Origin of the sequence: Citrobacter meridianamericanus (assembly GCF_041320245.1) — a bacterium.
Classification (GTDB): Bacteria; Pseudomonadota; Gammaproteobacteria; order Enterobacterales; family Enterobacteriaceae; genus Citrobacter; species Citrobacter meridianamericanus.
Genome location: NZ_CP101036.1, coordinates 935,305 through 960,836, shown reverse-complemented (window position 1 = coordinate 960,836; position 25,532 = coordinate 935,305). Strand labels below are relative to the sequence as shown.

The following is a 25,532-nucleotide window of genomic DNA, read 5'->3' as shown; positions in this document are numbered from 1 at the left end:
TCGGCCTTTTCATGATTGCACCAGAGCAGGAAATTATTCCTCTTCATGCCGCCCGTAGACCTGCGCCACATATCGCCCGCGTCCGTCGCCGTGACCCAAATCCATTGAGGTCAGCGCCAGCGCTTCTTTGTCGCTGAATCCCTGCGCCAGATAGTGACGGATGGCATCCTGCGCCCACGCATAGCGCAGTGAGTGCGGGGTATAATTCCCCGTCAATCCGGCTTCAGCGAGCGCTCCCCGCCAGTAATTCATGGCCTTCTGGAGGCTGGGCTGATCAATCAGTCTGCCGTTACGCAACTCTGCGACAGATAAGGCGTTATCCAGCGCTTTTTTCACTGCGCCAGTATCCTGAATAATAGTTTCACGGGGACGATGCCCCTTGGTGCCAAACACCACCGTCAGCCGGGTTTCGCCGCGATCCATCGCCTGCCTCCACGTTTTCAGTGACTGACAGCTCTGAACCGCTTCCTGCGAACGCAGCCCCATCAGCCTTGCCAGTTCCAGCGTTACCGCCAGCCCTGCGTCTTCATCGCGGGCGGCTGCCAGTACCTTGCTGTAATACTCCGGCGTGATGGCCCGGTTGGTGCCGTTACGCGATGCACCAGCCAGCCCTAATGCTTTATTGGTCAGTCGCTCATGCTCTGCCACCTGCTTACGTCCGGCCTGTTGCAGTACGCCGCGCAGTGCGGCCATTTCATTTTGCAGCGTCCGTTTACCGATTTCCTGCGCCAGCCGCGCCTGAATGTAGCATTCGATATGACGAACCTTGATCTGCTCCACCCGCTGGATCTGGATATTCTGAGAGCGTAAATGGCGGCTGAACCGCTGCACAATATGAATGCGGTCATCCACCGTTTTAAAACTGCCGCCCGCCCTTTTCGCCAGCGCCTTCATTTCACCACCTAATTTGCCCATAGCTACCCCTTGCCGCTGTTAAAAAGCACAATCTGGCCCCGGCGTATGCTTTGTGGCTGCGCCAGAACGATACCTTCACGCCGGGGTGGCAGGTTGTTGAGGTGTAGGGAGTTTCAGACTGTACGCGGTACAGGCTGCCTGCGTGAGCAGGAGGTTCTCCGGGGCATCGTGCCCCCTCGGTATCGATCTTTTTCTCCTTTTCTGAACCGACAGCGGCCTGAAAACGGCGTATCAGTGTGGGGGATTAAGGGCGCGGGCCAGATTTGCTGTGGCTCACGTCGGCGTGGTGGAACGGCGTCACTTGCGTCCGTGATACGGGACTCAAGTGACGCCCGGTCAGGTGTCGTGCTCTGGAAGAGCCAATTCTGGTGCAGGTTTACGGTCACGCGGCCGCAAAGCCTTGCGGCAATGCAGGCCGCAGCCCGTAAGAGTAAAGGCGCTGGTGTGGCAGCAGGTGCTGGATTTACCGGAAAGTTTCCGGCGCGGTGAAACATCGGCCAGTGGACTGGTGCAGGTAAAAGGCGCTGAAATTCAACAGGTGTAAGCGAGCCGTGAAATCGGGTGATTTCCGGTTGTGTGGAATGACAGCCGATGAACTGGCGCAGTTAAAGAATGCATCGTGTATGAACTTCAGGCCTCCGCCGCGATGTTCTGCGACCCGGTGTTTGCAGAGGTCTGCACCGGTAAAGGGATCAACCGTCCTGATAACAGGTGCTTCTTTCAGGTTTTGAAGCAAAGGGAGCTGTCGACGACAGCATATTGCAGGAGGGAGATTACACCCGGTTTATGAGGATGAAAAGGGGAAATCTTTTTTCTGGAAATTGAGTTGTTTGTGGATTTTTTCGTCATTTTGTGAATGACGGACTGCCGCGCCTCGCTTGCTTTCTCCCGATCTTCCGCCAGCAGAGCTGACAAAAGATCAGGAGAATCTGTTTTAACGCGATCTGAGATAGCGCGAAGGCCAGATTTGCTCTGGCGCAATGCCCAGCGCTTCGGCGATCAATCTTTCACCTTTGGGCCAGTGTCTGATCAGCGCATTTGCCAGCGTGGAGGATGCCAGCCCTGAGCTGCGGGAAACGGCGGACAGCGACGTCCCCTGCTTTTTCAGCGCTGCAATAATGTCGGCGGAATGCCAGTCCGGTTGCATCATGCCGCCACCCCGTCAATAAACTTTACGCCGTCAGGTGTACGCAGCCAACGCGGGGCTTTCATTTCTGCCGCAAAGTAATTGATCAGGTCATACAGCAACCAGCTAAGGAATTTCTCCGTTTCAGAGGAAAATCCCTGCCCCGCCAGCGTCTGCGTCAGGGCAATGCAGTAGTTACATAGTTCTGTACATTCAGGCCCAAACTGAGGGGCGTTTGCGGGGAGGGTGTCAACGGTCAGGCTTTCAACAAGATGTGGCGGGACGGGGTCTAACAGCGTGGGCTGGAGCAGCGTCAGAGCTGTGTTGAGTCTGCCGCAGAGCGCCATTTTTAACGCGATATCTTTACTTTCAATCAGGGTTTCAGCGAAGTTTTCGCAGTGGCTGGCAAGGACGGTGAAATCCGTGGCGGCATTGAAGGGAACGGAAAGTAACGGGTGTGTTTGAGTGGGGATCGTAGCCATAGTGGCAGCCTCCTGTAACGGTTTTATATTTCCGCCACCGGAGAGGTCAATCCCACGGGTGGCGGAACCGGACGAGGTTGACCTTACCGGCGTTACAGGAAACCGGCGCACCTTGCGGTGCCCCCGCCCGGCCCGCCATAGAGGTGTAGCCGTTCGCACGACATAAAAAAAGACGCGGGCGCGTCGTATGTCGCCTGTAACAGTTTTCAGGAGGTCAAGCCCGGCACCTGATTTTGCAGATGCATACGAACGGTACCGCGTTTGGTTAGTTGCAGCAAGAACTTATCTCATCCACACTTTTTGTATGGTCAAGATCTGGTATTCGAAGATACACTTCAGGTATAGTTTATCTATATGATTTAACTACAGAGAAATAACTATGGATTTTCTAACAAGTACCATTTTGTCGGGATTGCTTTATGACGGATTAAAGACTGGCGCAACGATAAGCGCGGTCTGGTTAAAAGATACTCTCAGAAACTGGCTGATTGACGATAATACTGCGAAAATAATGGCGCATAAAATTACTCAACTAGACATAAATGATGATCTAAGTGGAAAAGCAATAAAAACCAAAATTGATAACGATCCTGAGTTACTGAGATTATTGATGGAAATTAAAACGGTACCGCAGACTATTAACCATGTTAGTACTCATCATGGCAGCGGCGATATTGTGCATGGTAATAAAATCATCAACAACTAAAAGCAGGGCCATCAGGAATGAATAGCGAATTGCACCCTTCACATCACGGTTCTGGTGACATTGTTCTTGGTGATAAGATAATATACCCATCAGAGCTTACTCCCGAAAATCTATTCCCTATTGCAGAGGATATTTTTAGAAATATACGTAACAGCGATATAGCCACCGCCAAGACCATTATAGACACTATAGAAAAATTACCTGCCACACCAGTCGCCCGAAAATTTGTAGATGTATTGAATACAGCAGTCCTTGCATCAGAAAATGCTTTAACCTCAGGATTTGATGAACTTTATACTCTTGCCAAAGATGATGAGTTATCAGATAAACTAAGAGATGTTGTTTTTTCTGTTATTATGCTTATAGAGTTTAAAAACAACAATCATGAAAATGCTATAGCCATATACTCACAGTCTCCAAAGAAAAAATACTCACACATGTTTTATCTTCAATGCCTTGCTACTGAAAATGAAATTAATGAGTTCTGGAGCCAAAACCGGCCTCTCATTAGTGAGGATGAACTTTATGCAATATCGGTGGGTGCTAGTCGGGTAGAGAACCAAGTATCAGCAAAAAAATTTGCAACACTCTTAGCTGAAAAATCATCTACACCCACAAATTCAATTCTTCTTAATTATATTTCCGCGCTAGAGCTTACAGAAAAATATCATAATACAGATTTACTTTCTCTGGATAAAGATATCTATGATGAAATAATAAACTGTATTAATGATACACTCTCATTCACAGAAACATATCCAGATAACAAATGGTTGCTTTACTCTTTAAGTAATTTAGTTATGCTAGTAAAAGCAAATCATCACCAACTTATTCAAAAAACAGTTAAATATAAAGATAAAATATCAGCTATTAACTCATCTGTTGCTGACTTTGTTGATATGTTATTCTCAATCGATGATACTACGCCTCTCTCTATACGAGACATTAAAGAAGATGATGAGTTAACATCAAATTCCTTGATTGTATTGCTAGAGTCCGCAGAAAAAGGAATGTATATTAAGGAAAATATAAAGCAGCTTATTCTGAATGCTGATTTAAAACAAGAAGATCATATTAAAAACCTGCCTTTTAACTACCAACTCATATCGTTGAAAGCTAAGTTATTATTAAATGATAGTAATGATCACATTAACAAAAAAAGAATCAAAGAAGATCTTGTTATTTTCACCTCATTAGCACATAAAGATAAAACATCTCTTTCCGGCAATGGACTAGTTAATTTATGCGATGATCTACTCTGGTTAGATCTTGCTAAAGAATGTTGTGATCTTCTTGAGCCTCGTTTACCTGCAAACTTATGGCCGTCACGCTTAGTTATAGCCTATTTCGAGTCCCTTATTCGTGCAGAAAAGCTAACTACATTAACAGAATGCCTGAGCAGGCTAGATAAAACATTATGGGATCACTACACATGGATCTTTCAGGCCAGAATAGATATTGCATATAATAGTTGGCCTCAGGCAATAATAGCTCTGGAAGAGGCTATTAAGAAAGACTCTGATAATTCATACCCTTGGCTGCTACTGATTCGTTGTACTTTAAAAACGGCTCCAGCGACAACCATTACTATTCTGGACAGAATACCGAAAACTGTTTTCTTATCTTTCGATACGTATACCTTGTCATTGTTGAGACTTATCTCGAATAAGGTAGATCCTCATTTTTCAGAAAAAATCGTTTCAGAGAAATTCATTAGCTCGCCTCAAAAATTTGCATCTATTCTTCTACAAACACACTTTTCATCTCTAGTTGGTCATCAAGCTAAGAAAGCAAATGAATTAAACACACAATATCCAGATAAAGTTATCAGAGCTATAAAACTGAGCCGCAATGGAGAGGAAGAAGAGAAAGTTATTGTTGATATAGAACCTGATAAAGAACAGGGTGCCTTATTATCTGCTCACACTGAATATGGAGATCTTCTTGCTAATTTAGCTATAGGTGAGGAAGTTGTTTATGTCATGGATAGAGTAAAAATAATAGAAGAATTAAATCCTTACCACGTTATATTCAGATATGCACTAAATATTACTTCTGAAAAACCTGACATAAGCTTCCCGATAAAAAGGATTGAAGTTCCCTCAGACCCAGAGCTAATGTTTAAAAAAATAAAAGATGAATTCTCACAATATGATATTCAATCAAGAGAAGAACATATTATCAATTGTCAGAATGTACCTTTATACCTTAAAGCTAATGAGCTTGATAAAGGAAAACCTGCAAAATCTATTTTGCAGCTATTAACTTCTCAGATAGTCAATAAATCTATATCTTTCCCTGAAGGAGAAGTAGAGCATCCAGAAAAATTCATTACGGATATTCATGGCATCATTTATCTCGCTCTAACTCGTGCAGACATAACATTATGCAAAAGCAGATACAAGCTAATAATTACAAATGAGACTAAAGCTTGTATTGATAATTGGCTAACTGAAGTTGAAAATCCTTCTTATCTATCTATCGGTGTGCGTGACGATCATCTTTTTAGGATAACGGCAGAAGACATTCAAAGCTCAACAGCGTCCATTCGCGAAGCTCTGAATAACTTACTCAGATACAGCGAAGTTCACCCAGTACCGGTAGATAATACGCCAGATATCTTATTAAATGTAAAAGAGTTTTTAGACACATCAGTCTATTCTACAATTAAATATGTTCTTTTCACAAAAACACCATATTTTATTATTGATGATGCCTTTAGTGCCTTGACAAAATCTTTAGATGCTGAAATAAAAATAGTAAATGCGATACTATTCACATCCCATCTCCTGGAGCATCTACCGCTATCTATTAAATTGAACAATTTCCAATTCCATGTAGAAACTTACCTTCCTATGCATATAAGTTACAAGGATTGTATCGCACTGGCAAATTCAGATGATGAAAAACATGTCACCTTAGTAACAAAAATATTTCAAATGCACTCTAACCCATTCAATAACTTTAATCGTTTGTGTTCATTTTTTACCCATGCCATTTCTTTACCATTATTTTTAGTTTATACCAATCATAATAATGGAAGGCGATCATTATCTCTGGATAATGTTATAATTGTACTATTTAATACTTGTTGCCAATGTATTATTAATGCTTCTGATGGCCGTACCGCAGAGGAACGATTAGTAGCATTTACTAAGCTTATTATTGATGACCATCTATATCCTCAAGGGTTTATCTCATTTATTTTTTCAATTTTCAGCTCATTTGCACAGGGTCATTTTCTTGATATTAATTACATGAACCTACTGGTGAATAACGTTGACACAACAACAGAACCACTTGAAAATAATTTAATTGAGTAACTGTAAGCTCTAAAAAATAAGACCATAGGCATAGCAGCTATATTAGCAGCTGCTATTTTTCTCAAAGCATAATGATAGGGAAACCGTTAATAATCTATTTAGATATTTCTGGCATTATAAATCAGGAATAAACCCTTCTTCCCGCAGAACCTTAATCACCCCACGTATCAGATACGAATTAGAAAACTTCGCCGTATAGGTACGCGCCCCTTCTTCTACTGGCTGGAGCAACCCCCGCTCAATCAGCTTACCAAGCTGATAAGTCACCTGCGTCGGCTTCAGGTCAGGTAAAACGGCACGCAGATCGCCCGCTTTTATCGTTCCTAACTCAACAGAACGTTTTAGAACCTTCGATTCCAGCGGATTTATCAGCCCTCTCTCCGATGAAAAATCGATAGCCGGATATAGGATCTTTTCACTCAGGAAAGCATGGTTTGTCAGTTGATCGACTTTCTTCAGCTCAGAGGAGATCCCCGAAAGCACATATAAGCACCACTCTTCCAGCCCCTGCTCTGTTCCCTGATCAGCTAACGAAAGCATGGCGTAATAGCGTTCACGATCGTTACAGAATACCGCTGTCGGATTGAGAACCCGGCCACCTGCCTGAACATTAAAGCCATATTTGATAAGCAACGCGTAGGTCAGCAATCTGACGGTTCTGCCATTACCGTTGCCAAAGGGATGTATCCAGCCAAAGCGATGATGCACCAGAGCAATCTTCATCAGATCGTACTTTGGCTTATCGGTACGGTTAATAAAGGCGGTCAGTTCCGCCATATAATCAGGAACGCGGATATGGTCCGGCGGTAAATGGTCAGACTGAGCAATGCTGACGTTATGTTGCCGATATGCGCCGGGCGTTCTGTCGCCTTCCTGTTGCAGCCCGACTACCGCCAGACTATGCAACTCGCGGATAAAATATTCCGTTATGTCATCACCATTACTCAGGTATTCGTCAATGAACTCCATCGCGGCTTCAATGTTGTTGATTTCTTTGAGCTGGTCCGTCGAATTCTGCGTTCCTTCCACCTTGCTTTCAACATAGTCGGCAAGCGTGGTGTGGTTTCCTTCAATCCTTGCAGAGCCAAGACTCTCCAGCATGTGGAAAACGGCCTTTAACTGCGAAAAAAGGATGGGGTGAACGTCGGTTTCCAGTCGCAGATGCCGGAGGATCTCCAGTTCCGTCAACGCGTCGACCAATGGGGAGTCAAAGCTGGGGTTCAGAAGCGAGAGTTCAAAGTGATTAAATTGAGCCATGATGTTTAGTTATCTCAACTGGTGCATGACGGTATCTCAAAAGTATAGCAAAAATACTAATAGAATCTATCAATTAGAAAACACACCAATTTTGATTATCTCAAAAAACGTTGTTCCAACATATCAAATGTAAGTTTGGAAGATGTTCAACGCGAAGGGGGATGGAGCTTTGCCTGCGTAATGCAGCATGGATTATTTAGCGCCGCTATGTGTGGAGTACCGGACATTATATGTGGACCTCGAACCGTTATGTGCCGCTATATGTGGACCTTAAGCCGTTATGTGTGGACCTGACTCCACACATAACGAAGCCCCTACCCTTTAACAACGATTTTTCGTGATAATCATCACAAAAATAAAGCGATTTTTTATGGGGGCCTTAGTGGGGGTGCTGTTTGTAAGAAATATCAACAAAACCAATAACAAACAGCATGTTAATCATGGATATGATTCCGAGTCCGGCACCACTATTTAGAAAAACCAGCCTTAGGGCTGGTTTTTTGCGTTTGGGGTTCCGGTAGATATCTGGTCGAGATGCCCGCTGATGCTCCTGCCCTGCTTCTACCATCCAGCATGAGCATTTCTCTTGAGCAGCTACCAGCCCCTCTGGTCGCTATAGCCCTGTCTGTCAGACTTCAAATCCCCAATCGACACTATATTTCACATGAGTACCTGGCTGACAGATTCATTACTGCACGGCTATATCCGGTCTTTGTCCGGTCTGAAGTCAAACGCGAACCACCAGCACTAACTCTACCCCCAGCTCTCAACAACAATCCCTATATCAAGCCGAACATTTTTCACTCTGATTGATTTAGCTTTAGTCATCTTTTGGGTGTTATGCCTACGATATCAATATGATTCATGAGGGATTATGACCAGAGCTCTGGTAAGGCTTGGAGACAAAACCACGAGCGGCGGTGAAGTGATTTCAGCTTCCTCGACGATTATTGAAGAACGGAATATTGCCCTGAATGGCGATATGGCATGGTGCCCAAAAGAAACCTGCAACGGGCCATTTCAGATCAATGGCACTGCGTATTACTTCGCCGAAGACAAACCCTGCGTAGCCACAGGCGATCAGGTACTTTGTAACTGCAAAAACAATCAGGTGCTGGGCAGTACGACAATTTGGGTGGAAGATAGCCCGAGCGATCCTTTTGAGGAGCATCGCAAGCGGGCAGCGGAATGGCCCATTAACAAAATAGCTGCCGCCGCCGCTGTAGTCGCTATTCCTGTGTTCGCAAAGTCTGTCCTGCGTGGTACTGGCAATACTGACGCCGGAACGGCAGAAGAGCCGCAGGACAACATCGGGGAAATGAGTTTCTATCAGTCCACTCCATCGCAGCCCGCCCCGGAACCGGAACAGCGCGCTCAGGCCGCGAAGAAAAAGAAAACTGCACCGCCACCAGAGCCACCGAAGAAATCACTCTTCGATAAAGTTACAGGCTTTTTCTTTGGTGAAGCGAAAGCGATGCACCTCCCCCCGCAGCCAGTCATGGCTGGGACCGCCGAAGCCGGGATGACTGCCTCTGCGGGAGGAGCAACCGCAAAAGCCAGTCAGGATGCCGCTACAGCTTTAACCCACTCCATGAAACGCCTCTCCGGCCCCGAAGTCTGGAGCGGGCGGCTGGCGATGAACCTGCCGTTCGTGGTCATGGGGGCTATCGCTCAGTCACAGCTAAAGGGTGAGAAGAGCGACCTGCTGACGCCTCTGAACCTGCTGGAAGTGGCTCACAGCAAGGGCACCGTCCCTACCCGCGTCCGCTATAACTGGATCACCGACGAGGAAAGTGGGTGACTGAAAGCGGTTGGCTATCACACCACTGCCGCCAGTGGCCGCGATCAGGTGCGAGTCAGAATGCTGGAGAAGCAGACCGATGGCAGCTATGAATTCTGGGGCGACGAGCAAAGCGATAAACCGTTAATCACTTGGACACCAGCAAACACGCCGGGGGCACAAAATGGCTGGAACACAGGGAATAACAGTCCACAGGCAGGAACCGTGACGATACCGGGGCTTGAGCACCCGGATATTCAGAGCGTGACCATCACCACCACGCCACCGCCAGAAGAAAAGGACTTCCGGGATTACATTCTGGTGTTTCCGGGCAACCTCCACCCGCCGATCTACATTTACCTCAGCAAGCCCCCGGTGGAATTCCTTGAGGTCAAGTTATACAGTGATTTTGATGGCAGATCGCGACAAGGTGAGTTAGAAGTGGACCACATTCCATCTGCTGCCGCAGTAAAAGCTCACTACAAGGGATTACACCCTGAACTAAGCCCAAAAGAGTTGAAAAAGCTCTCTAAAAGAGTAGCTGCTATCGGTGTTCCTAAGGAAGTACATCGAAATGATAGCGAAACTTACGGGGGGCGAAACACTCCTGAAAAGATAATTGCCCACAGCTATGATCTTCGTGCCGCAGCAGATCAGAACTTTGACGCTGAAAAACCAGCACTCAAAGAGTACGGGGCTACAGATGAACAATTAGAAGAAGCAAGAGCAAAGCTGCATCAGATTAATGAGAGCGTGGGGTTATATAAAAAATGACAGTTAATGTAGAGGCATTACTAAGAAGCATCGGTATGACCTATCAAGATATTTTCGAAAAAGGCTTGATCCCTTACAAAACTAAGCCAACAGGTGATTCTGGCGATCCCGTTCTTGAGCTAGACATGGTCAAGGAAGGCGTTTATCTCGCATTCCATCGAATATCCCGGAAACTATTCTGTGTGACACTCACGCTTTTGGACGAGGATAAACCCTCAATGCGATTCCCAAATGAATTGCCTTCACCACTACAAAAAGAAATGAGTCTTAGCTGGATGCATGAGCAATTTGACGCACCGGATAAGTCGGTTCCCCCGAAAATAATCGGCGGCCTTCAGTTTGGAATGAAAGAACGCTACACCCTTGAAGGCTTCCACATCCCACTATCAATGCAAGTAGCCTATACTGCAAACCATCTTGTGGAATCGCTTACGTTTATGCCACTCGCTGATACCAGTTGGTAATTCCACACATCACCACAACGGCTCCTTTCGGGGCCGTTTCCAACATCCCCAGCCTCTCCCGGTTCAAGAAACGTGCAAATCACCACAGGAGGCTGAATCATGCACGATGACATCATTAATCAAGCCCGCGAAATCCTCACTCAACGGCTCTATCGTACCGACACACTGGCTTCACCGCAGGACACCGCAAGCTATCTGGCACTAAAGCTCAACGCCGCCGCCATAATCTGCTCCCATAACCACCCATCCGGATACGCCGAGCCATCCGTTCAGGATAAAGCGATAACGTTGAACATTCAGAAAGCTATGGAGCTAATCGACATCCGACTCGTGGATCACATCGTCGTTGGCGGTGGTCAGACGCTTTCATTCGCGGAGAGGGGCTGGCTATGAACTGGAAAGCATTACTCGTCGAAGCCCTGATATAGTCTGATTCAATAACTCTCTGTATCCTCAAATCACTCAGCAACACTGTTATCGCACTGGCTGACGCAAAAATCCGGACCGCAAAACCGACGTAAAACCCTATAAAATTCCCGACAACGGGAACATATTTTTACTCATCCATCTCAATGGTTCTCGCTCCTGGGCACCTCTCTTTAAGTCATCTTAAATGACTCTGAGGTGTCTGTTAAACCCGTGGCGATTCAGAATGACCACAAAATCAGAGCGCAACAATTAATATTGATTTAATACAAAGCCCCATATAAGATGGTTTTACAAGGTGATGGTGTTCCACCTTTCCCAACCGCCGGTGTTTTCAATACCGGATGATGACGCCTGATATACAGTTAAATTAGTCCTATTACGGGCATGTATGTCAGGTATCGCTATGCAAAATAAAACCATATTACCGCTTACCGCAAAATCTCTCTCTTCTCAAAGAGAGAATTCAATCTATGTCTTCGGTCATAAAAATCCTGACAGTGATGCTGTCTGCAGCGCGCTGGTTGTGGCTGACTGGCTTAATTACACAGGTCGTCCTGCAACCCCATGGCGTCTTGGAGAGATCACCCCAGAGACCCAATATATCCTAAACGTCGCAGGTGTTTCACAGCCCGATTTACTCACCGCCGACCTGACTGATAAAACCGTATGGCTGGTTGATTTTACAGATGCGGAGCAAGGGCCCTCTTCGCTGATGGACAGCAACGTCATCGGCATCATTGACCATCATCGTATTGGCACCCTCATTACTCACAATCCACCGGATGTCTGGGTGCGGGCGGTAGGATGCTGCGCAACCGTGATTCTCTCGATCCTTCAGCATGGCATTCCGATGCCGGTGACGGCCGCTCAGGCTGTGCTACTGATGGGGGCGATCCTCAGTGATACCGTTGCGCTGACCAGCCCCACAACCACCATCCAGGATCAGGAAGCCGTAGCTGTTTTGCGGGAAATCGCCGACATCGATTATGGCCAGTTTGTGGCCGGACTGCTGCGTGCCAAAACAGATATAGCCGGGCAATCCGCATTAGCATTACTCAACCGTGACGCCAAAAATTACCGGATCCATGATGTGCCGCTGTTGTTGTCACAAATTGAGGTACGCAACATGGCTGATATCACTCCCCTGTTACCTGCGCTGCTGCAGGAAATAGATAAAACCAGCAAGAACAGTGCGCAGGAAATGGTGATCCTGATGGTGACAGACATCACCAGCCGGAACTCCGTGTTGTTTTTTTCAGACAGCAGCCTGACAGGTTCCCGCCAGGAGTCACTGCCCGGCATGACAAGCCGGAAAAAAGAAATCCTCCCCTGGCTGACCGACCGCATCGCTTCTTATAAGAGGTGATTTATGCAAATTTATCGGCATGCATTGTTACTTGTAGAAAATGAAACTGACGGCCTGCTGTTGCTTGAGCAGGCAGAAGGTCTGGCAAAAGAGATGGGGACCCGTATTACTGTCGGCCATCTCAGCGCTGACTACCGAGAGCTGGATTACACCAGTGATTCATTAATCAAAGATCGTCAATCCCAAGACGTTATTGATGCAAAAGCAATGCTGAGCCGCCTGGTGGAGTCCAGCAGTGTTGATATCGAAGTCAGGTCCATCGTCAGCATTCATCGTTTCCGTGACGTCGAAGCCGTTGTGCAGCACGAAGATATCGACCTGGTCATGCTGGGGCATAAAAATCACCTGTTCGGTTTTTTTTCCTCCTTTTCTTTTGAATTCATCAATCACCTTTCTGTTGATGTTCTGATTAAACATATTCCAACCCCTTAAAAGAAGGTCAAACTTATGAATTTTGAAATTGAACGTATTGTCGCAAGAGAGATTCTGGATTCCCGTGGCAACCCAACCGTAGAGGTTGAAGTGACGTCTGTGGGTGGCTGTATGGCACGGGCCTCCGTTCCTTCCGGTGCCAGCACCGGCTCCCGTGAAGCCATCGAGCATCGCGATGGTGACAAGACCCGTTTTGGCGGTAAAGGCGTCCAGGATGCGGTCCGCTGTATCAATACCGAAATTAACGATGCTCTGCAGGGCTACGATGTACGCCGCCAGAAGGAAATTGACAACTGCCTGATCGCCCTTGACGGCACAGAAAACAAAGGCCGCCTGGGCGCCAATGCGATCCTTGGCGTGTCGCTGGCAGTATCCCGCCTGGCGGCTCAACTCTCCTCGACCCCGCTCTACCGCTATCTGGGTGGCGTCGGCGCGAATCTGCTGCCAGTTCCCTGTATGAATATCATTAACGGCGGGGTTCATGCTCGCTGGCAAGGTGCAGATTTTCAGGAGTTTATGATTGCACCGTGGGGGGCGTCTTCCATACGTGAAGCTATTCGCTGGGGTAGCGAGGTTTACCAGGCCCTGCGTCAGGTTCTGCTGGAAAAAGGTTTATCCACCGGTGTGGGCGATGAAGGAGGATTTGCACCGGCTGTTTCCTCAAATCGCCAGCCGCTGGAGCTTATCGTGGAAGCAATTAACAAGGCGGGATACCGCCCGGGCGAAGATATCGTTATTTGTATGGATCCGGCTTCCAGTGAATTCTACACCGATGGAAAATATATCCTGCGTACCGAAAATGCCCGGCTCAGCGCCGACGAAATGACCCGCTACTATGAGCAATTGGTGAATGATTTCCCGATTGTCCTGATTGAAGATGGCCTGGCGGAAGACGACTGGGCTGGCTGGCAGATCCTGCACCGCGCGCTCGGCGATAAAGTTGAGCTGGTTGGGGATGATATCTTTGTGACCAACGTGAAATATATCCAGCGAGGTATCGATGAAAACCTGGCCAATGCCGCATTGATAAAACTGAACCAGATAGGCACCCTGAGTGAAACTATTGAAGCTGTCCAGTTGTGTCAGGATAACAACTGGGGAACCTTTATTTCGCACCGGAGCGGAGAAACTGTGGACAGCTTCATTGCGGATATGACTGTCGGCCTGCGAGCCGGTCATCTGAAAACCGGCGCCCCCAGCCGCGGGGAACGCATTGAGAAATACAATCAACTGATGCGTATTGAAGATGAATTAGGTGACGCCGCTATCTTTGCCGGTAAAACCGCCTTCAAAAAACGCTGATTCCGTCATCCTTCCCGTATGCTCAGATACGGGAAGGGCTAAGGTGGTCCTGCGAACTGAAAAATACTCATACTATCAACAGCAATGGGAATCCTGGCAACATGTCTGGTATTCCCGATCGCTGATGTCTTTTTTAACGTACTGCCGGATGATACCAGTGCCGTTGTAATTGCTCTGTTCATCGGAAGCCGCCCCCATCCCCTGATACGTCACCTCCTTGACCGGGAGCCAGGTAAATTCGGGGAATCATTACCAACAAATGAATGGCTCCAGGTCCTTCAGGTTCAGTCGCTGTGGGTAACAGGCAAATAACAGTTTATGGGAAAAACTATTTTACTCCGCCATGGCAAAAGTCAATGGAATCAGCAAAATCGTTTTACCGGATGAGCCGGGATTGCAAAAGTAATAGCCCGTGTAAATTTGGAAAGAAGATCATCGTAAGCAGGCTGGTCAAATACGACCAGTGGTATATTCCTGTTGATGGCCCGGTAAAGGATGCTTATCCCGGACCATCAGGACAAATGCCCGACAGACTGACAATCAGCTAACTCGGGATCAGGCCTTGTTTGCACTGACGTCGAGTTTCAGAACGAAACTCTTTGATTTGACTTTATCGATATTCGTAATCATCTTAGGACTAGAACCTGACATGTCATACAGCATTCCCGATATGCTTCCTGCTTCATCTTTATTGAAAATTGTCTCGACCCCATCTCCGGTTTTCGCTTTGGACCACTCGTGTGCTTTACCGCCTCCAGTCGGTGCCCATATCAGTATCATAGCTTCGTCGGATGACTGCCCTGTCCCGTCAGGCATGGTATAACCCACTGCATAAGGGTTTACGTTACCACCGGGGAAAGTTGTATACGTCTGTCCTTTCGCAGTAGCCACAACCGCCTGAGGACCATTTGTGTAGTTACCAACGCCGCCGGTTCCCAGATTAACTACTCCAGCAATGTCCACACTCACAATATCGCTGGGGGTTACCGTAAAGGAGAAAGCGATCGGTTTATTAACTACCCATAATACTGACTGTTCTCCACCTTTGACTTGGTTCCAGGTAACTGCAGACGAGGTCGCGGCGCTCGAAATACCGCTCATCAGACCTGCTGACAGAAGTGCAACGACCATGACTGTTTTTTGTATTTTCATCTCTGTTTTCCTTACGTTGTATGCTTACTGTTTTCTACGTTATTTGACGGGATGAACGCGCTGACTATTGCCAGCCCTCGCACGCCCGTCACGTGCCTTATTCCTGGCGCAGATCGCCTTTTACTTGGATCACATACGTGTCCGCAGGAATCGTCTGATCAACAGACGAAACCAGTATGAAGCTGGCCTGCTTGTCGCTGCCTGGGTACACCCATCGCTGCTCCGGACTGATATCTCCGGCGTACCACCCGTCACCCGACAGGCACACGCGCACGACATGAGCTCTCTTTGTCTTTCCCGTCAGCCGGTAACATCCCGGTCGGTCGCCGTCCGTTTCATTATCCAGCCACAGCGCATACCCGCTGTGCGTGACACTACTGCGGATTTCTCCCCGCCCCAGTACTGTCCCTGCCCGCACCGGGCCAGCCACGGTATGACGGGTCATCTGCAGTACCACTCTTACCGTTTCAGCGCGAACTGGCAGCATCGCCAGCAGCAGCGCGGTCAGTAACCCCCAGGCGACCAGTTGGCCTGTCGCGAATCTCATTTCTGCCCTCCCGTTATTGCCTTTTGGTCACTCTCTCGACATACCGCCTTTAGCCGGTACACTCCGCCACCACCCGGTTTTTCTGGTAACTGATACAATGCCTCACAGGCATGTGTTCCCATGCTCGCTGTTAGTCTCCCTGATGGCGGTAATCCACTCATGTACACTGTCCCGCCGTCACCCGTGATACCGCTCTCTACTGTCGCTGTCCCCGCCAGGGAAACCAATGCACCAAATGGCACCGCCATTCCGTCAGTTCGGGTCAGTGTTATCAGTGCGCGGGCGCCTATCCGTGGATCAAAATGCGCTCGAATCACCGCCCCACGGGTCGGCACCACCTTCACATCCGTCTGTCCCACCTCCGCATCTTCCGGCAACGTCGACACGTCCAGACTGACTGTATTTATCTGGTACGGCGCAAGGGTGTTCTCTGTGGTGTAACCGAAGAGGTCTGTCTGCACGCCAGGCATATAGCCAACCGATACCCCGGCGACTCCTGGGATTTCTATTAACCCGGTCGTGTCTCCAGGCGTCTGCCCCAGCGTGATACCGTGGCGGTGTATCAACATTCCGCCGTCTAGCTCTGCACTCATGTAACGCTGGCTGCGACTGTAGCTGTAACTTCCCGAGACACTGCCGTATCCACCTGTCCAACCCGCACTGAGGCCCCGGACCGCATCTTGCGTGCGCTCCCCACCAGAGTACATCTGCTGGCTCAGACCCCAGTTCAGACGACTGTCATATCCGCTCCCGCTGATACCCACCGAATGGATCACTTGTCCATCTCCGGAACGGACCTGATAATTCGCCGAAGGCGACCCTCCCAGCCAATGTGATAACGGCACGCTCATTGACAGCGCCATCATCTTCTCCCTCCGGTTACGGGTACTCACATAGTTGACGCTCAGATTCATGCTGATGTACCGCCAGCTGTAGCTATAGCCATACCCGGTATTCAACGTGTCCTCATGTTCCCCGTCCTGCCATTGTGTTCGACTTCCAGACGCATATATTGTCCCTAGTTCGCCCAACGTCTGGCTAACTTGCATGGTGGTTGCATAACGCCGCCCCTGAAGGTCACGCGGGGAAAAGTGCTGTGGCGTCCACCCAAAATCGTCATCAAACGGCGACAGGTCCCCCCGGGTATCGTCCATCACTTCTGAAAGCGTGTGATATCGACCGGTCGGATACCACTCACTGCTAGCCGACAGACCTGTTCCTGTGGCCTCCAGATATTTGTTGTAACGCACCCGTATTGCAGTTCCCTCTTCACGCCGTCCGTCACGGAATCGTCCCCGGGTGGCTGTGATATCTGCAGATACCGCGCCCAGATAACTCAGCATCAGCCCCGCGCCAAGGGATGCGGACTGGTACCGTTCTCCGCCTAGCATCCCGCCATACAAGGTTACGTTCGACGGCAGGCCATACATCAGCGTCGCCAGGCCCAGAGATGAACGCCCGCTATCTCCTCCCGCCGTTTCTGCTGAGGAGCGGTATTGACCCGCCATCACGCTGTATTTCATATAGCCAGCACGCAGCGCCACTGGTGGTACGGTATAGGGCACAGTGAACCGCTGCGTCGGCCCCTGGGATTCCACCACTGTGACCTGCAAGTCACCACTGCCCATCATTCCGGGCAAGTCTGTGACGGCAAATGGCCCAGCAGCAACATGTCGGCTGTACAACAGATACCCGTTTTGGCGAATCTCCAACTGCGCCGGACTCCGGGCTATCCCGCGCACAGCTGGCGCAAACTCTCGCAGGGCACTCGGTATCATCGCCTCATCCGTTGCGAGCATCACGCCGCGAAACGGCACACTGTCAAACACATCCGACGGGGTAGCGCTTTCTCCCAGCGTCAGTCGACTCTTCAACCGAATTATTCCTCTCTCTACGTAGCTCTGCTGCCGCTCCCAGCGTCCAGGGCTTTGCCCGTTTCGCTGCCAGTTGAGGATGTTCCGTAGCCGCCAGGGGCCCAGGTTGGCTCCGGGGGTCAGCCGCAAATAAGCCGAATCCATATGGCTGCCTGCGCCCGTGGTCTGCTGTGACCGGTTGACGCTAACCTGGTAACCGCTCATCAGCGCAGGAATACCGTCGTCCCACATCGACTCCGGGGCGATCCCGTCAAAACGGGGTCGTAGGGCTGCCTGCGGAACGCTGATAATCAGTTGCTGGCGGAAAAAAGCGAACGTCATACTGCCCTGTGGGATAGCGTTTATTCGTGCACACTGCACGCCACCTTCTTCTCCTCCTCCTGTCGCCAGACCTAGATATTTCTCCGTGCGAATGCCATACCGCGATAACTGTTCCACCGTCAGACAGGGTTGCAGGGAACGCTTTCCGTCAGGCTCGCGCTGAAGATGAAAGGCCAGGTTCCGACGATCTACTATCTCTTCGCCAAGCACGATATTGACCGGATAGATGCCGGGCATCTGTGCCCCCTCTTCAAACAAAGAGAGGTCAACCATTGAGTTACCACCGTCCAGCATTGACGGATCAAAGGTATACGGTACTGCAAGGAGCTGACCGGACCAGATACCTGACAGAGATAGCGCCACCACACAGGACAGACGGAAATGCAGCATGTCCGGAACTCCTGTCAGTTAATGGCGGCATCATAAGTTGGTCCCTGACCACCGTTGTCAGTGATAATCTGCCATTGCACCCGTTTCACTCTGGCCACTCCGGCCGGCACGCTGAACGTTTGCGCGCCGTAAGGGGAGATATAGTGCGGCTGTAACACTTCTGCGCCGTTTAATTTCAGTGAAATCAGGTTGATATAAAAAGGACTGTCATTCCGGGCGCGGATCTGATTACCCACACGTTGCCATTTCAAACCACCGGCCACATCTAGCGGTGTGGCATGCAGGCTAGCTGGTCGGGTTAGTAACTTAATGCAATTGTTCAGCGAAACCTGAATTCCCACCGCGGGCATGGTTGGTTCGCCAGCTTTCTTATTCTCCTTCAACCAGGCATCACCGCCTGACGGTGGAATGGCCTTAACACACAACCACTGCAGGCTCTCCCGGTCAGACGGAAACTCCCCACCCGTACGTACAATGCGCAGGCGACCTCGCTGATTACCGTCAAGGCGGAACAACGGCGGTGTCACCACAAAGGGAGCACTTTCTTTCTGGTTTTCATCAAGTGTTCTGGACTGGACTAGCATCGGGTAATCCTGACTGTTTTCTATCCACAACTCAGCCCCGCGGCTATCCGGGTCGTATATCACCCGTGTCGCTCCCAGCGTCACCTTATAATCACGGATTTGGGGTTTTATCCTGACAGCTTGTCCCTCAATAGGCAGAGCTGCCCGAGCGTCTCCGAAAAAAGGATTTGACCAAAAGACCATAACGACCAGCCCTAAATAGGCGGTAAAGATCCCCCGGTTGGTCAAGGCAACCGGGCGTAAAGACAGTAAACTGCAACGGGAAAACACCCTTATGCTCATGCGATAAATATCCTCGTAAATACGCTGCCAACGGCCTGCTGTCTGAAAAAAGGCTGCACAAATCCCTTTCGCGACGCGGCGCGAAAAAAGGGAATGAAATTACATAAACTCAGCCGGAAATATTCTGGCCGAGCGAAGGCTCAGAAAACACCTGATGCCAGTTTCAAGGGGTAGACCCGCCCCTGAGGATGATCCGGTACGGACTGTTCCTGCATATCCGGGAAGCCCGCATCATTCAGTCCAGCAGTACTGAGTTCCATCAGTGTCAGGTGGCTGGCTGGATTACGGGTAACGGGTGTCAACATTGCTGTCGGCATAACACGCCCAGGCATCCCCAGCTTGTCCAGCGCATGGCGTACGCGTTGACGTACAGCAGAGGTTGTCACACCGTAATGGCGTGCAATCTCACCCAGACCCATTCCACACATCGCCTGTTTCAGGGATAACCACTCCGCTTCGCTAAGTGAGGTCAACGGACTGTCTACTGGCTCTGCGCCTCCGGTGACATAGGCATTCAATGTCAGAGCAATATGAGGGAAACTGCTGGCAGCATTCACAATCTCGCAGCCTAATATCCGGGCAAACCAGCGACGTCCCTCATCAGCCGGATCCATAAGGGCGGCAAACAATACAGGTGGCGGCTGACGACGACGCAGGGCCATCATTCGGTGCAAAGTCAACTCCGTCAGTGGTTCCTGCAGATGTAGGAAAATAAGGTCATCGTGCGTAAAGCGGTTTGTCAGTCGGTAATAGTAGTCGGTGTATTTCACCGTAAGCCCCGGAAAGAGTCGTTGCAGGTCCTGCGCGAAACTCCGCCGGTACTGATGACGGGAGGTATCCATAGGCCGTCGGTCCCCTTTTTATGTAAATAAAAGTCCTTTCCGCGCCGGGGGCGGAAAAAGCAATAAACTCCGTTGAGGTTGTTAATACCCAGTATAGAGATCTGCCAAATCAATTTAAAACAGATCTATGATCTACATTTCTTTCATATTCAGCAGAAAATAAAATAAATTCTCAATATTGATACGAATGTCAGATCTATGATCTATGAAACAATATGAAATCAGATGATAAGATCGATAATACAAATATGACAAAATAATCACCAATTAACAAAAAAGTGACTTAAATCACAAAACATTTTCGTTGCCCTAATCGGCATAAAAATATACTGGTAATTAAGGTGGTTAAATATAAGATGGACTGAGGGAGTGGTTTAGAAGGAAGATGAATTGAAATGGTGATTATTTTAAAAAGATTCTCAGGGCTCTCCTTATATATGGCATTGAAACAAAATGACACAAATTGCGAGAAAAGTTATGCGGACACTTGGCGTAAATTGAGATAATCTGCTGTATGCAATACAAGCAAATCTATAGTTCCCATTATAATTATCTTACTTTTTATCCGGCTCCCGTGCCGGATTTTTTTTTGCTTGAAATACATCTGGAAGGTATTTTTTCAGTCCTGGCGGCCCACAATATATGCAGGGGGTATTATATTCTGCTAGCTGATACGAATATTCCCATGAAAAAAAATAGCGATGATGTCGTCATTATGGCTTGTTTAACTATCCACCATATTAATTAAATCAATAGCATAAAAATATTTTTGTGGTTGTTGAGAGGCCAGTGATAAAACCTCTCAATGAATATACGGAAACTAATGATATCAACCGTCTGGTTAAGACTATCAAGGGGGGAATAATAAACATCAACATTTATACTCATCTCATAAAAATAAGATGAATAAATTTTTAAAATACTACAAAAAAGCTATGAAAGATAAATTTCACATCATTGACCAAAGCAAACAATAAATTTATTATACAAGAATACATCACAGGATAATAAATCTTATCTAGCCCTTGTGGAAAGATGGTGTGTATTTAACCCAAAAGTCTTTTCCATGAAGGACGCTTTTTTTGTAAACTCTATAACCTAACGAAAATGCCCATAATGCTGCTGTTTCAGAATCATCAAATGATTTCATAATTGAGTGTTCTATTAGAACACTGGCTTTGTCATTATCTTCTACAATATATGCTGTTTTGATCATATTCCGACACCTCTACACAGTATTGATTTTCTACAACCTGACGCTACCACTAAAGCAGGTATTGGAACAAGGAATATTAATATTCCACCATTTATAAAACAAATGATATAATTAATATCATTCCGGAGTTATCATTAGATGATTTTTTATGAAGTTAAGAATATCAAGTATTTGGTGAGGAATATGAATATCAAAATATATCGTTCAACAAACCATGAGATCCACTATTTGATGTCATACATAGGTGGTTGTATGGAAGTTATGAGCTTCATATATCTATATAAAGCTTTGATAGGGTTTATGACATCAAACATGGTTTTTGGAATAACTTCACTCGTAAAATTTAACTTTGACTTTGAATCTGTTTATCATATTTTAATTATTGTCATATGGGTTTTGATAAGTGCGATCCATCAAGTTATCGAATATAAATACATCAGCAAAATAAAAAGTCAGTGGCATGTTTATGCTATAAGCCTTACGTTAAATTGTTTTTTGATGATTACATTCATACTTCTGGGAAATTATATGATTGTAAATAATTTATTTTTAAGTCATCCGACTATTAACGTAATGCCATTAGTTACAATTGGCCTTGTCTTTATGTACATTCAAAATTTCATCATTAAAAACGGTGGTACCAAATTTCCAACATCAACTTCTGTTGTGACATCAGTTTACATACTAATGATAACGAAATTATGTCAATCTCTTCTGATAAATAAAAGCAAAGAAAAAACAAATTTAAAATTTGAAAGTTTACATTACTTCCTGGTAATCTTACATTTTTTTATTGGTGCTTTTATTACTGCAATATTGAATAAATATATTGGTTTTTATGCTCTCGTAGTTCCATTAGTGATATTAATTGCGTTTTGCGTTAAAATCTGGTCGTTACATATATCCCAATCTTCATGATATCGCAGTAGTGAGCATTATTGTGATGAAGTAAAGTGGGAATGCTATATCACTGTGTAAGTTGCAAAGGGTAAGAATATATGAGAGTGACTCTGAAGTGCCTGGTGGCAGTTTACATCGCGCAATTATTTACTGGGGAAGAGTTACCTTTATGCTCAGAAGACAAACCTGAGAGTCGGAATGATTGCATATATGCATAATATGGTTGTTAACACATTAATATAACAGCAGCCAGTGCATACATGAGTATTCACTGGCCGCCGAAACAGAAGCATCTATAAAATATTCAGGGAACCTTATTACCTTTCTAAACAAAAACAAACTCAATTCATCCTAATATTATCAACCTATAGGATATGTTATCTAATCCAAAAATGAATAACGCCTATCCATTTTAATATCAGGAGCGATGACTGGCTGTTTATTTTAAATAATAGCAAACTCATAATATGAGAAGCTATAATGATTATATTATAACAGAAAACAATGATAACTATTTGATTCGTGTAAATATAAGGGTGTAGGGATTTTTATTTTCATCGAGCCATATAATTTCCGAACTATCACCAACAAACATTTCTGCATATATTGCGCGTGAGCGTAAATAAGAAATATTTTTCCCCAAGAATTTAGAAAAAGTACTGAGACTACTAAAAGATATCACATTACCCGTAGGTTCAATAACTTTAAGAGAATAGGCTCTTTGCCTCATTGCTCCAAGTATTGAAGGATTAAATGGAGAAAAGGTTCTATATCCACTGATTGTTAATGGCATACTATACCCTCTAGAAAATGATTTCCAACATCAATTTAAAATTGACATTGTATTTATTAATGCTCCAGGTCTATATTACCATTCATATTTACTATGGCTGCGCGAATCAGAGTATGCACGGGATCTTTTGTCGACCTTTCATGCCACATAAGATTATACGCATAAGATGATGTTGCATTATTTAATTTGATCTCTCGGTATTCTCCTTCTTTCAGTAATTCTTCACCTGTCGTTCTGAGTGTAACTAAGATTACATCGTCGTCCGTTAGTTGCGAAATCCATTGTCTAAAGTTATTTGTCACCGTCATAAGAATATTTAACGTATTTTTGTTTATTCCATTTTTCTCAATAAAACTATTGAATAAATAGGGGCTAATGTTGTATACCAGAAGTGGTGCAGAGCATATCTTTTCAAGATCGATTTCACTCGCATACAGGCTGTTATTTTTCTTACATAGAAAAATCAATTCCGAGAAACCAAGAATGTTAGAGTGAAAACCTGCTGGTATATCATGAAAGAAATGACAGACGGCAACATCTATCTTTCCTTGTTTCAAATTCTCAAGAATTTCTTTAGAACCAGAGATATAGGGTGGGTAGAAGTTCAGTGAAATATCAGTATAGTTTGTTCTAATCTTTTGCAATAACGTAGGAGCTTCGTACAAATTAAACCAATGTGGTAAAATTATATTATATGATTTTTTAACTCCATTCTTTAATTGCTCTAAGATTGACTGGTTTGCATAGATAGTATTTTTTACGAGTGAGCACAATACTTCACCCACTGGCGTCAATGTGTAAACGTTATTTGATTTAATATATAATAAATCATTGAATTCCTTTCTCATCTCCATTAATAACTTACTCATTGATGGCTGACTTATACCAAGTGCAAACGCAGCAAAGCTGACACTCTGCTCATCAAAAAGCGTCGCTAACGCCACCATCCCTTGGTATGAGTTGTTAAACATTGAACGATAATAAGTATTATTCATATTAACCTTGTATTACATCTGATTCAATCTATCGAGCTACACGAAGTCCGCCTCTGACTCCATTCTTACTAAATAATACTTGCCACAACTGAATTTCTCTGGCTCTAAATGCACCAGCACAAGAACAAAGATAATAATGGAACATCCTTAAAAATCTTTCATCATAATCTTTTTTGTTATACTCCCAGTTATCAAGAAAGTTTTTGTCCCATGCCATCAATGTCATATCATAGTCTGCACCGAAATTATGCCAGTCTTCCATTATAAAACGTCCTTCGGTACATGATACGATTTCTTGTATGGAAGGCAGACGTCCATTAGGAAAAATGTAGCGATTTATCCATGGATCTACCCCACCTCCAGACTGATTGCTACCAATGCAATGTAATAAAAATAATCCATCATCTGTTAAGATGTCATGCATTTTTTTGAAAAATATATCATAGTTTTTCAATCCAACATGCTCAAACATACCTACAGATACAATCCTGTCGAACTTTCCTTGTAACTCCCGATAATCGGTGAGTTCTATCACGACATCTAATCCATCACATCTGTCTTCAGCGAGTTTCTTTTGTTCGTCCGAAATCGTTATTCCTGTTACAGAAACATTATATTTCTTAGCTATAAATGAAGCTAACCCGCCCCACCCACAACCAACATCTAAAACCTTCATCCCTGGTTTTAACATTAATTTATCACAAATTAACGATAACTTTTTAACCTGTGCTTGTTCGAGATTATAAGCATCTTTCCAATATGCACAAGAATATTGCATCCATGGGTCAAGCATCGATTCGAAGAGATTATTGCCAAGATTATAATGTACTCTGGCTACTTTTCGGGAACGTGAAATAGACTGTAAATTAATTATCCTGGAAACAACATAATAAACCGCATCATGGAAGTTCCCCGTAACTTTGCTATCGATTCGCTTGTTTAATAATTTATAAAAAAATGAGTCAAGATACTCGCAGTCCCACCATCCATCCATGTAGGATTCGCCTAATCCCATTGAACCTTCTTTTAAAACACGTTTAAAAAACTGGGGGTTATGGACTTTTATATCGCCAGGTTTATCGCCATTTATAATGATGTCACATTGATATAACAATGAGTCTACAATTTTACGGCTGCGGGTAATATTGGTTAATTTTGTGCTGCTCATTACATCTCCTTAAAATACAGTAAAGAATGTTATGCAACTGACCTCACAAAAATCAACGAATATAAATATTCCAATACGGAATACTTCCGCTTTGAGTATCGAAAAATATGCT

The 25,532-nt window shown here is 45.9% G+C and carries 23 protein-coding genes, 1 pseudogene and 1 riboswitch; of the genes and pseudogenes, 11 read left to right on the top strand and 13 right to left on the bottom strand.

Annotated elements, in window-relative coordinates; all coding sequences use genetic code 11:
• Window positions 1-33 precede the first annotated feature (33 nt).
• The 3 genes from NMD08_RS04635 to NMD08_RS04625 form a co-directional block, all read right to left on the bottom strand.
• The gene (locus tag NMD08_RS04635; protein ID WP_370619647.1) at window positions 34-915 is read right to left on the bottom strand and encodes an integrase domain-containing protein; all 882 of its coding nucleotides are present in this window, start codon (window positions 913-915) and stop codon (window positions 34-36) included.
• 934 nt (window positions 916-1,849) lie between these two features.
• Window positions 1,850-2,065, bottom strand: a complete 216-nt coding sequence (locus tag NMD08_RS04630) for a helix-turn-helix domain-containing protein (RefSeq protein ID WP_370619645.1) — start codon at window positions 2,063-2,065, stop codon at window positions 1,850-1,852.
• The gene (locus NMD08_RS04625; protein ID WP_370619643.1) at window positions 2,062-2,523 is read right to left on the bottom strand and encodes a hypothetical protein; all 462 of its coding nucleotides are present in this window, start codon (window positions 2,521-2,523) and stop codon (window positions 2,062-2,064) included. The genes NMD08_RS04630 and NMD08_RS04625 overlap by 4 nt, the downstream gene beginning before the upstream one ends.
• Before the next feature lie 379 nt (window positions 2,524-2,902).
• Here NMD08_RS04625 and NMD08_RS04620 point away from each other — a divergent pair, with 379 nt between their 5' ends.
• Together NMD08_RS04620 and NMD08_RS04615 are read left to right on the top strand one after the other, a co-directional pair.
• Entirely contained in the window at window positions 2,903-3,229 is a 327-nt protein-coding gene (locus tag NMD08_RS04620) for a hypothetical protein (protein ID WP_370619640.1), read from the top strand.
• Window positions 3,230-3,246: 17 nt separating this feature from the next.
• Complete coding sequence (locus NMD08_RS04615; RefSeq protein WP_370619638.1) at window positions 3,247-6,552, top strand: hypothetical protein; 3,306 nt, start codon at window positions 3,247-3,249, stop codon at window positions 6,550-6,552.
• Between the two features lie 114 nt (window positions 6,553-6,666).
• Here NMD08_RS04615 and NMD08_RS04610 read toward each other — a convergent pair whose 3' ends face one another.
• Window positions 6,667-7,809, bottom strand: a complete 1,143-nt coding sequence (locus tag NMD08_RS04610) for a Fic family protein (RefSeq protein WP_370619636.1) — start codon at window positions 7,807-7,809, stop codon at window positions 6,667-6,669.
• 874 nt (window positions 7,810-8,683) lie between these two features.
• Here NMD08_RS04610 and NMD08_RS04605 point away from each other — a divergent pair.
• The 8 genes and pseudogenes from NMD08_RS04605 to NMD08_RS04570 form a co-directional block, all read left to right on the top strand.
• On the top strand, window positions 8,684-9,610 hold the full coding sequence (locus NMD08_RS04605; protein ID WP_370619635.1) for a PAAR domain-containing protein: 927 nt from the start codon (window positions 8,684-8,686) through the stop codon (window positions 9,608-9,610).
• Window positions 9,611-10,363 (top strand): S-type pyocin domain-containing protein, encoded by a 753-nt coding sequence (locus NMD08_RS04600; RefSeq protein WP_370620200.1) that lies wholly within the window; start codon window positions 9,611-9,613, stop codon window positions 10,361-10,363.
• Window positions 10,364-10,398: 35 nt separating this feature from the next.
• On the top strand, window positions 10,399-10,827 hold the full coding sequence (locus tag NMD08_RS04595) for a DUF6392 family protein (RefSeq protein ID WP_370619633.1): 429 nt from the start codon (window positions 10,399-10,401) through the stop codon (window positions 10,825-10,827).
• A 99-nt stretch (window positions 10,828-10,926) separates the two neighbouring features.
• Entirely contained in the window at window positions 10,927-11,220 is a 294-nt protein-coding gene (locus NMD08_RS04590; RefSeq protein ID WP_370619631.1) for a JAB domain-containing protein, read from the top strand.
• 321 nt (window positions 11,221-11,541) lie between these two features.
• Window positions 11,542-11,617, top strand: a riboswitch (Fluoride riboswitch).
• Window positions 11,618-11,659: 42 nt separating this feature from the next.
• Complete coding sequence (locus tag NMD08_RS04585) at window positions 11,660-12,622, top strand: DHHA2 domain-containing protein (protein ID WP_151218363.1); 963 nt, start codon at window positions 11,660-11,662, stop codon at window positions 12,620-12,622.
• Window positions 12,623-12,625: 3 nt separating this feature from the next.
• Window positions 12,626-13,054: a universal stress protein gene (locus NMD08_RS04580; protein WP_151218364.1), complete on the top strand. Its 429-nt coding sequence runs from the start codon at window positions 12,626-12,628 to the stop codon at window positions 13,052-13,054.
• Between the two features lie 15 nt (window positions 13,055-13,069).
• On the top strand, window positions 13,070-14,356 hold the full coding sequence (gene eno / locus NMD08_RS04575) for a phosphopyruvate hydratase (RefSeq protein ID WP_151218365.1): 1,287 nt from the start codon (window positions 13,070-13,072) through the stop codon (window positions 14,354-14,356).
• A gap of 374 nt (window positions 14,357-14,730) precedes the next feature.
• Window positions 14,731-14,823 (top strand): annotated as a pseudogene (locus tag NMD08_RS04570) (restriction endonuclease subunit M); the annotation flags it as partial.
• An 88-nt stretch (window positions 14,824-14,911) separates the two neighbouring features.
• Here the strand turns inward: NMD08_RS04570 and NMD08_RS04565 are convergent.
• The 6 genes from NMD08_RS04565 to NMD08_RS04540 all read right to left on the bottom strand — a co-directional run bounded on the left by NMD08_RS04565 (window position 14,912) and on the right by NMD08_RS04540 (window position 21,564).
• Window positions 14,912-15,508 (bottom strand): hypothetical protein, encoded by a 597-nt coding sequence (locus NMD08_RS04565; protein WP_286543948.1) that lies wholly within the window; start codon window positions 15,506-15,508, stop codon window positions 14,912-14,914.
• 97 nt (window positions 15,509-15,605) lie between these two features.
• Complete coding sequence (gene afaD, locus NMD08_RS04560; RefSeq protein ID WP_151218367.1) at window positions 15,606-16,055, bottom strand: AfaD family invasin; 450 nt, start codon at window positions 16,053-16,055, stop codon at window positions 15,606-15,608.
• Window positions 16,052-18,640: a fimbria/pilus outer membrane usher protein gene (locus NMD08_RS04555; RefSeq protein WP_370619629.1), complete on the bottom strand. Its 2,589-nt coding sequence runs from the start codon at window positions 18,638-18,640 to the stop codon at window positions 16,052-16,054. The genes afaD and NMD08_RS04555 overlap by 4 nt, the downstream gene beginning before the upstream one ends.
• Before the next feature lie 14 nt (window positions 18,641-18,654).
• Window positions 18,655-19,506: a fimbria/pilus periplasmic chaperone gene (locus NMD08_RS04550; protein ID WP_370619627.1), complete on the bottom strand. Its 852-nt coding sequence runs from the start codon at window positions 19,504-19,506 to the stop codon at window positions 18,655-18,657.
• Window positions 19,507-19,646: 140 nt separating this feature from the next.
• Window positions 19,647-20,348: a sigma factor-like helix-turn-helix DNA-binding protein gene (locus NMD08_RS04545; protein ID WP_151218370.1), complete on the bottom strand. Its 702-nt coding sequence runs from the start codon at window positions 20,346-20,348 to the stop codon at window positions 19,647-19,649.
• A gap of 1,018 nt (window positions 20,349-21,366) precedes the next feature.
• Window positions 21,367-21,564, bottom strand: coding sequence for a hypothetical protein (locus NMD08_RS04540; RefSeq protein WP_151218371.1), 198 nt, complete (start codon window positions 21,562-21,564; stop codon window positions 21,367-21,369).
• Between the two features lie 138 nt (window positions 21,565-21,702).
• Between NMD08_RS04540 and NMD08_RS04535 the strand changes: the two genes are divergently transcribed.
• Window positions 21,703-22,482 (top strand): YoaK family protein, encoded by a 780-nt coding sequence (locus tag NMD08_RS04535; protein WP_370607973.1) that lies wholly within the window; start codon window positions 21,703-21,705, stop codon window positions 22,480-22,482.
• Window positions 22,483-22,975: 493 nt separating this feature from the next.
• Here NMD08_RS04535 and NMD08_RS04530 read toward each other — a convergent pair whose 3' ends face one another.
• Genes NMD08_RS04530 through cfa form a run of 3 tightly spaced genes read right to left on the bottom strand, consistent with a single transcriptional unit; the run spans window position 22,976 to window position 25,420 of the window.
• Entirely contained in the window at window positions 22,976-23,257 is a 282-nt protein-coding gene (locus NMD08_RS04530) for a hypothetical protein (protein WP_151218372.1), read from the bottom strand.
• A 56-nt stretch (window positions 23,258-23,313) separates the two neighbouring features.
• Window positions 23,314-24,252, bottom strand: a complete 939-nt coding sequence (locus NMD08_RS04525) for a LysR family transcriptional regulator (RefSeq protein ID WP_151218373.1) — start codon at window positions 24,250-24,252, stop codon at window positions 23,314-23,316.
• A 28-nt stretch (window positions 24,253-24,280) separates the two neighbouring features.
• Complete coding sequence (cfa, locus tag NMD08_RS04520) at window positions 24,281-25,420, bottom strand: cyclopropane fatty acyl phospholipid synthase (RefSeq protein WP_187253229.1); 1,140 nt, start codon at window positions 25,418-25,420, stop codon at window positions 24,281-24,283.
• Window positions 25,421-25,532: the final 112 nt, after the last annotated feature.

What these genes read in the sequence shown, in the direction of transcription:
- NMD08_RS04635 (WP_370619647.1), bottom strand. Translation starts at nt 915, where the DNA reads ATGGGCAAATTAGGTGGTGAAATGAAGGCGCTGGCGAAAAGGGCGGGC.
- NMD08_RS04630 (WP_370619645.1), bottom strand. Translation starts at nt 2,065, where the DNA reads ATGATGCAACCGGACTGGCATTCCGCCGACATTATTGCAGCGCTGAAA.
- NMD08_RS04625 (WP_370619643.1), bottom strand. Translation starts at nt 2,523, where the DNA reads ATGGCTACGATCCCCACTCAAACACACCCGTTACTTTCCGTTCCCTTC.
- NMD08_RS04620 (WP_370619640.1), top strand. Translation starts at nt 2,903, where the DNA reads ATGGATTTTCTAACAAGTACCATTTTGTCGGGATTGCTTTATGACGGA.
- NMD08_RS04615 (WP_370619638.1), top strand. Translation starts at nt 3,247, where the DNA reads ATGAATAGCGAATTGCACCCTTCACATCACGGTTCTGGTGACATTGTT.
- NMD08_RS04610 (WP_370619636.1), bottom strand. Translation starts at nt 7,809, where the DNA reads ATGGCTCAATTTAATCACTTTGAACTCTCGCTTCTGAACCCCAGCTTT.
- NMD08_RS04605 (WP_370619635.1), top strand. Translation starts at nt 8,684, where the DNA reads ATGACCAGAGCTCTGGTAAGGCTTGGAGACAAAACCACGAGCGGCGGT.
- NMD08_RS04595 (WP_370619633.1), top strand. Translation starts at nt 10,399, where the DNA reads ATGACCTATCAAGATATTTTCGAAAAAGGCTTGATCCCTTACAAAACT.
- NMD08_RS04590 (WP_370619631.1), top strand. Translation starts at nt 10,927, where the DNA reads ATGCACGATGACATCATTAATCAAGCCCGCGAAATCCTCACTCAACGG.
- NMD08_RS04585 (WP_151218363.1), top strand. Translation starts at nt 11,660, where the DNA reads ATGCAAAATAAAACCATATTACCGCTTACCGCAAAATCTCTCTCTTCT.
- NMD08_RS04580 (WP_151218364.1), top strand. Translation starts at nt 12,626, where the DNA reads ATGCAAATTTATCGGCATGCATTGTTACTTGTAGAAAATGAAACTGAC.
- eno (WP_151218365.1), top strand. Translation starts at nt 13,070, where the DNA reads ATGAATTTTGAAATTGAACGTATTGTCGCAAGAGAGATTCTGGATTCC.
- NMD08_RS04565 (WP_286543948.1), bottom strand. Translation starts at nt 15,508, where the DNA reads ATGAAAATACAAAAAACAGTCATGGTCGTTGCACTTCTGTCAGCAGGT.
- afaD (WP_151218367.1), bottom strand. Translation starts at nt 16,055, where the DNA reads ATGAGATTCGCGACAGGCCAACTGGTCGCCTGGGGGTTACTGACCGCG.
- NMD08_RS04555 (WP_370619629.1), bottom strand. Translation starts at nt 18,640, where the DNA reads ATGCTGCATTTCCGTCTGTCCTGTGTGGTGGCGCTATCTCTGTCAGGT.
- NMD08_RS04550 (WP_370619627.1), bottom strand. Translation starts at nt 19,506, where the DNA reads ATGAGCATAAGGGTGTTTTCCCGTTGCAGTTTACTGTCTTTACGCCCG.
- NMD08_RS04545 (WP_151218370.1), bottom strand. Translation starts at nt 20,348, where the DNA reads ATGGATACCTCCCGTCATCAGTACCGGCGGAGTTTCGCGCAGGACCTG.
- NMD08_RS04540 (WP_151218371.1), bottom strand. Translation starts at nt 21,564, where the DNA reads ATGATCAAAACAGCATATATTGTAGAAGATAATGACAAAGCCAGTGTT.
- NMD08_RS04535 (WP_370607973.1), top strand. Translation starts at nt 21,703, where the DNA reads ATGATTTTTTATGAAGTTAAGAATATCAAGTATTTGGTGAGGAATATG.
- NMD08_RS04530 (WP_151218372.1), bottom strand. Translation starts at nt 23,257, where the DNA reads ATGCCATTAACAATCAGTGGATATAGAACCTTTTCTCCATTTAATCCT.
- NMD08_RS04525 (WP_151218373.1), bottom strand. Translation starts at nt 24,252, where the DNA reads ATGAATAATACTTATTATCGTTCAATGTTTAACAACTCATACCAAGGG.
- cfa (WP_187253229.1), bottom strand. Translation starts at nt 25,420, where the DNA reads ATGAGCAGCACAAAATTAACCAATATTACCCGCAGCCGTAAAATTGTA.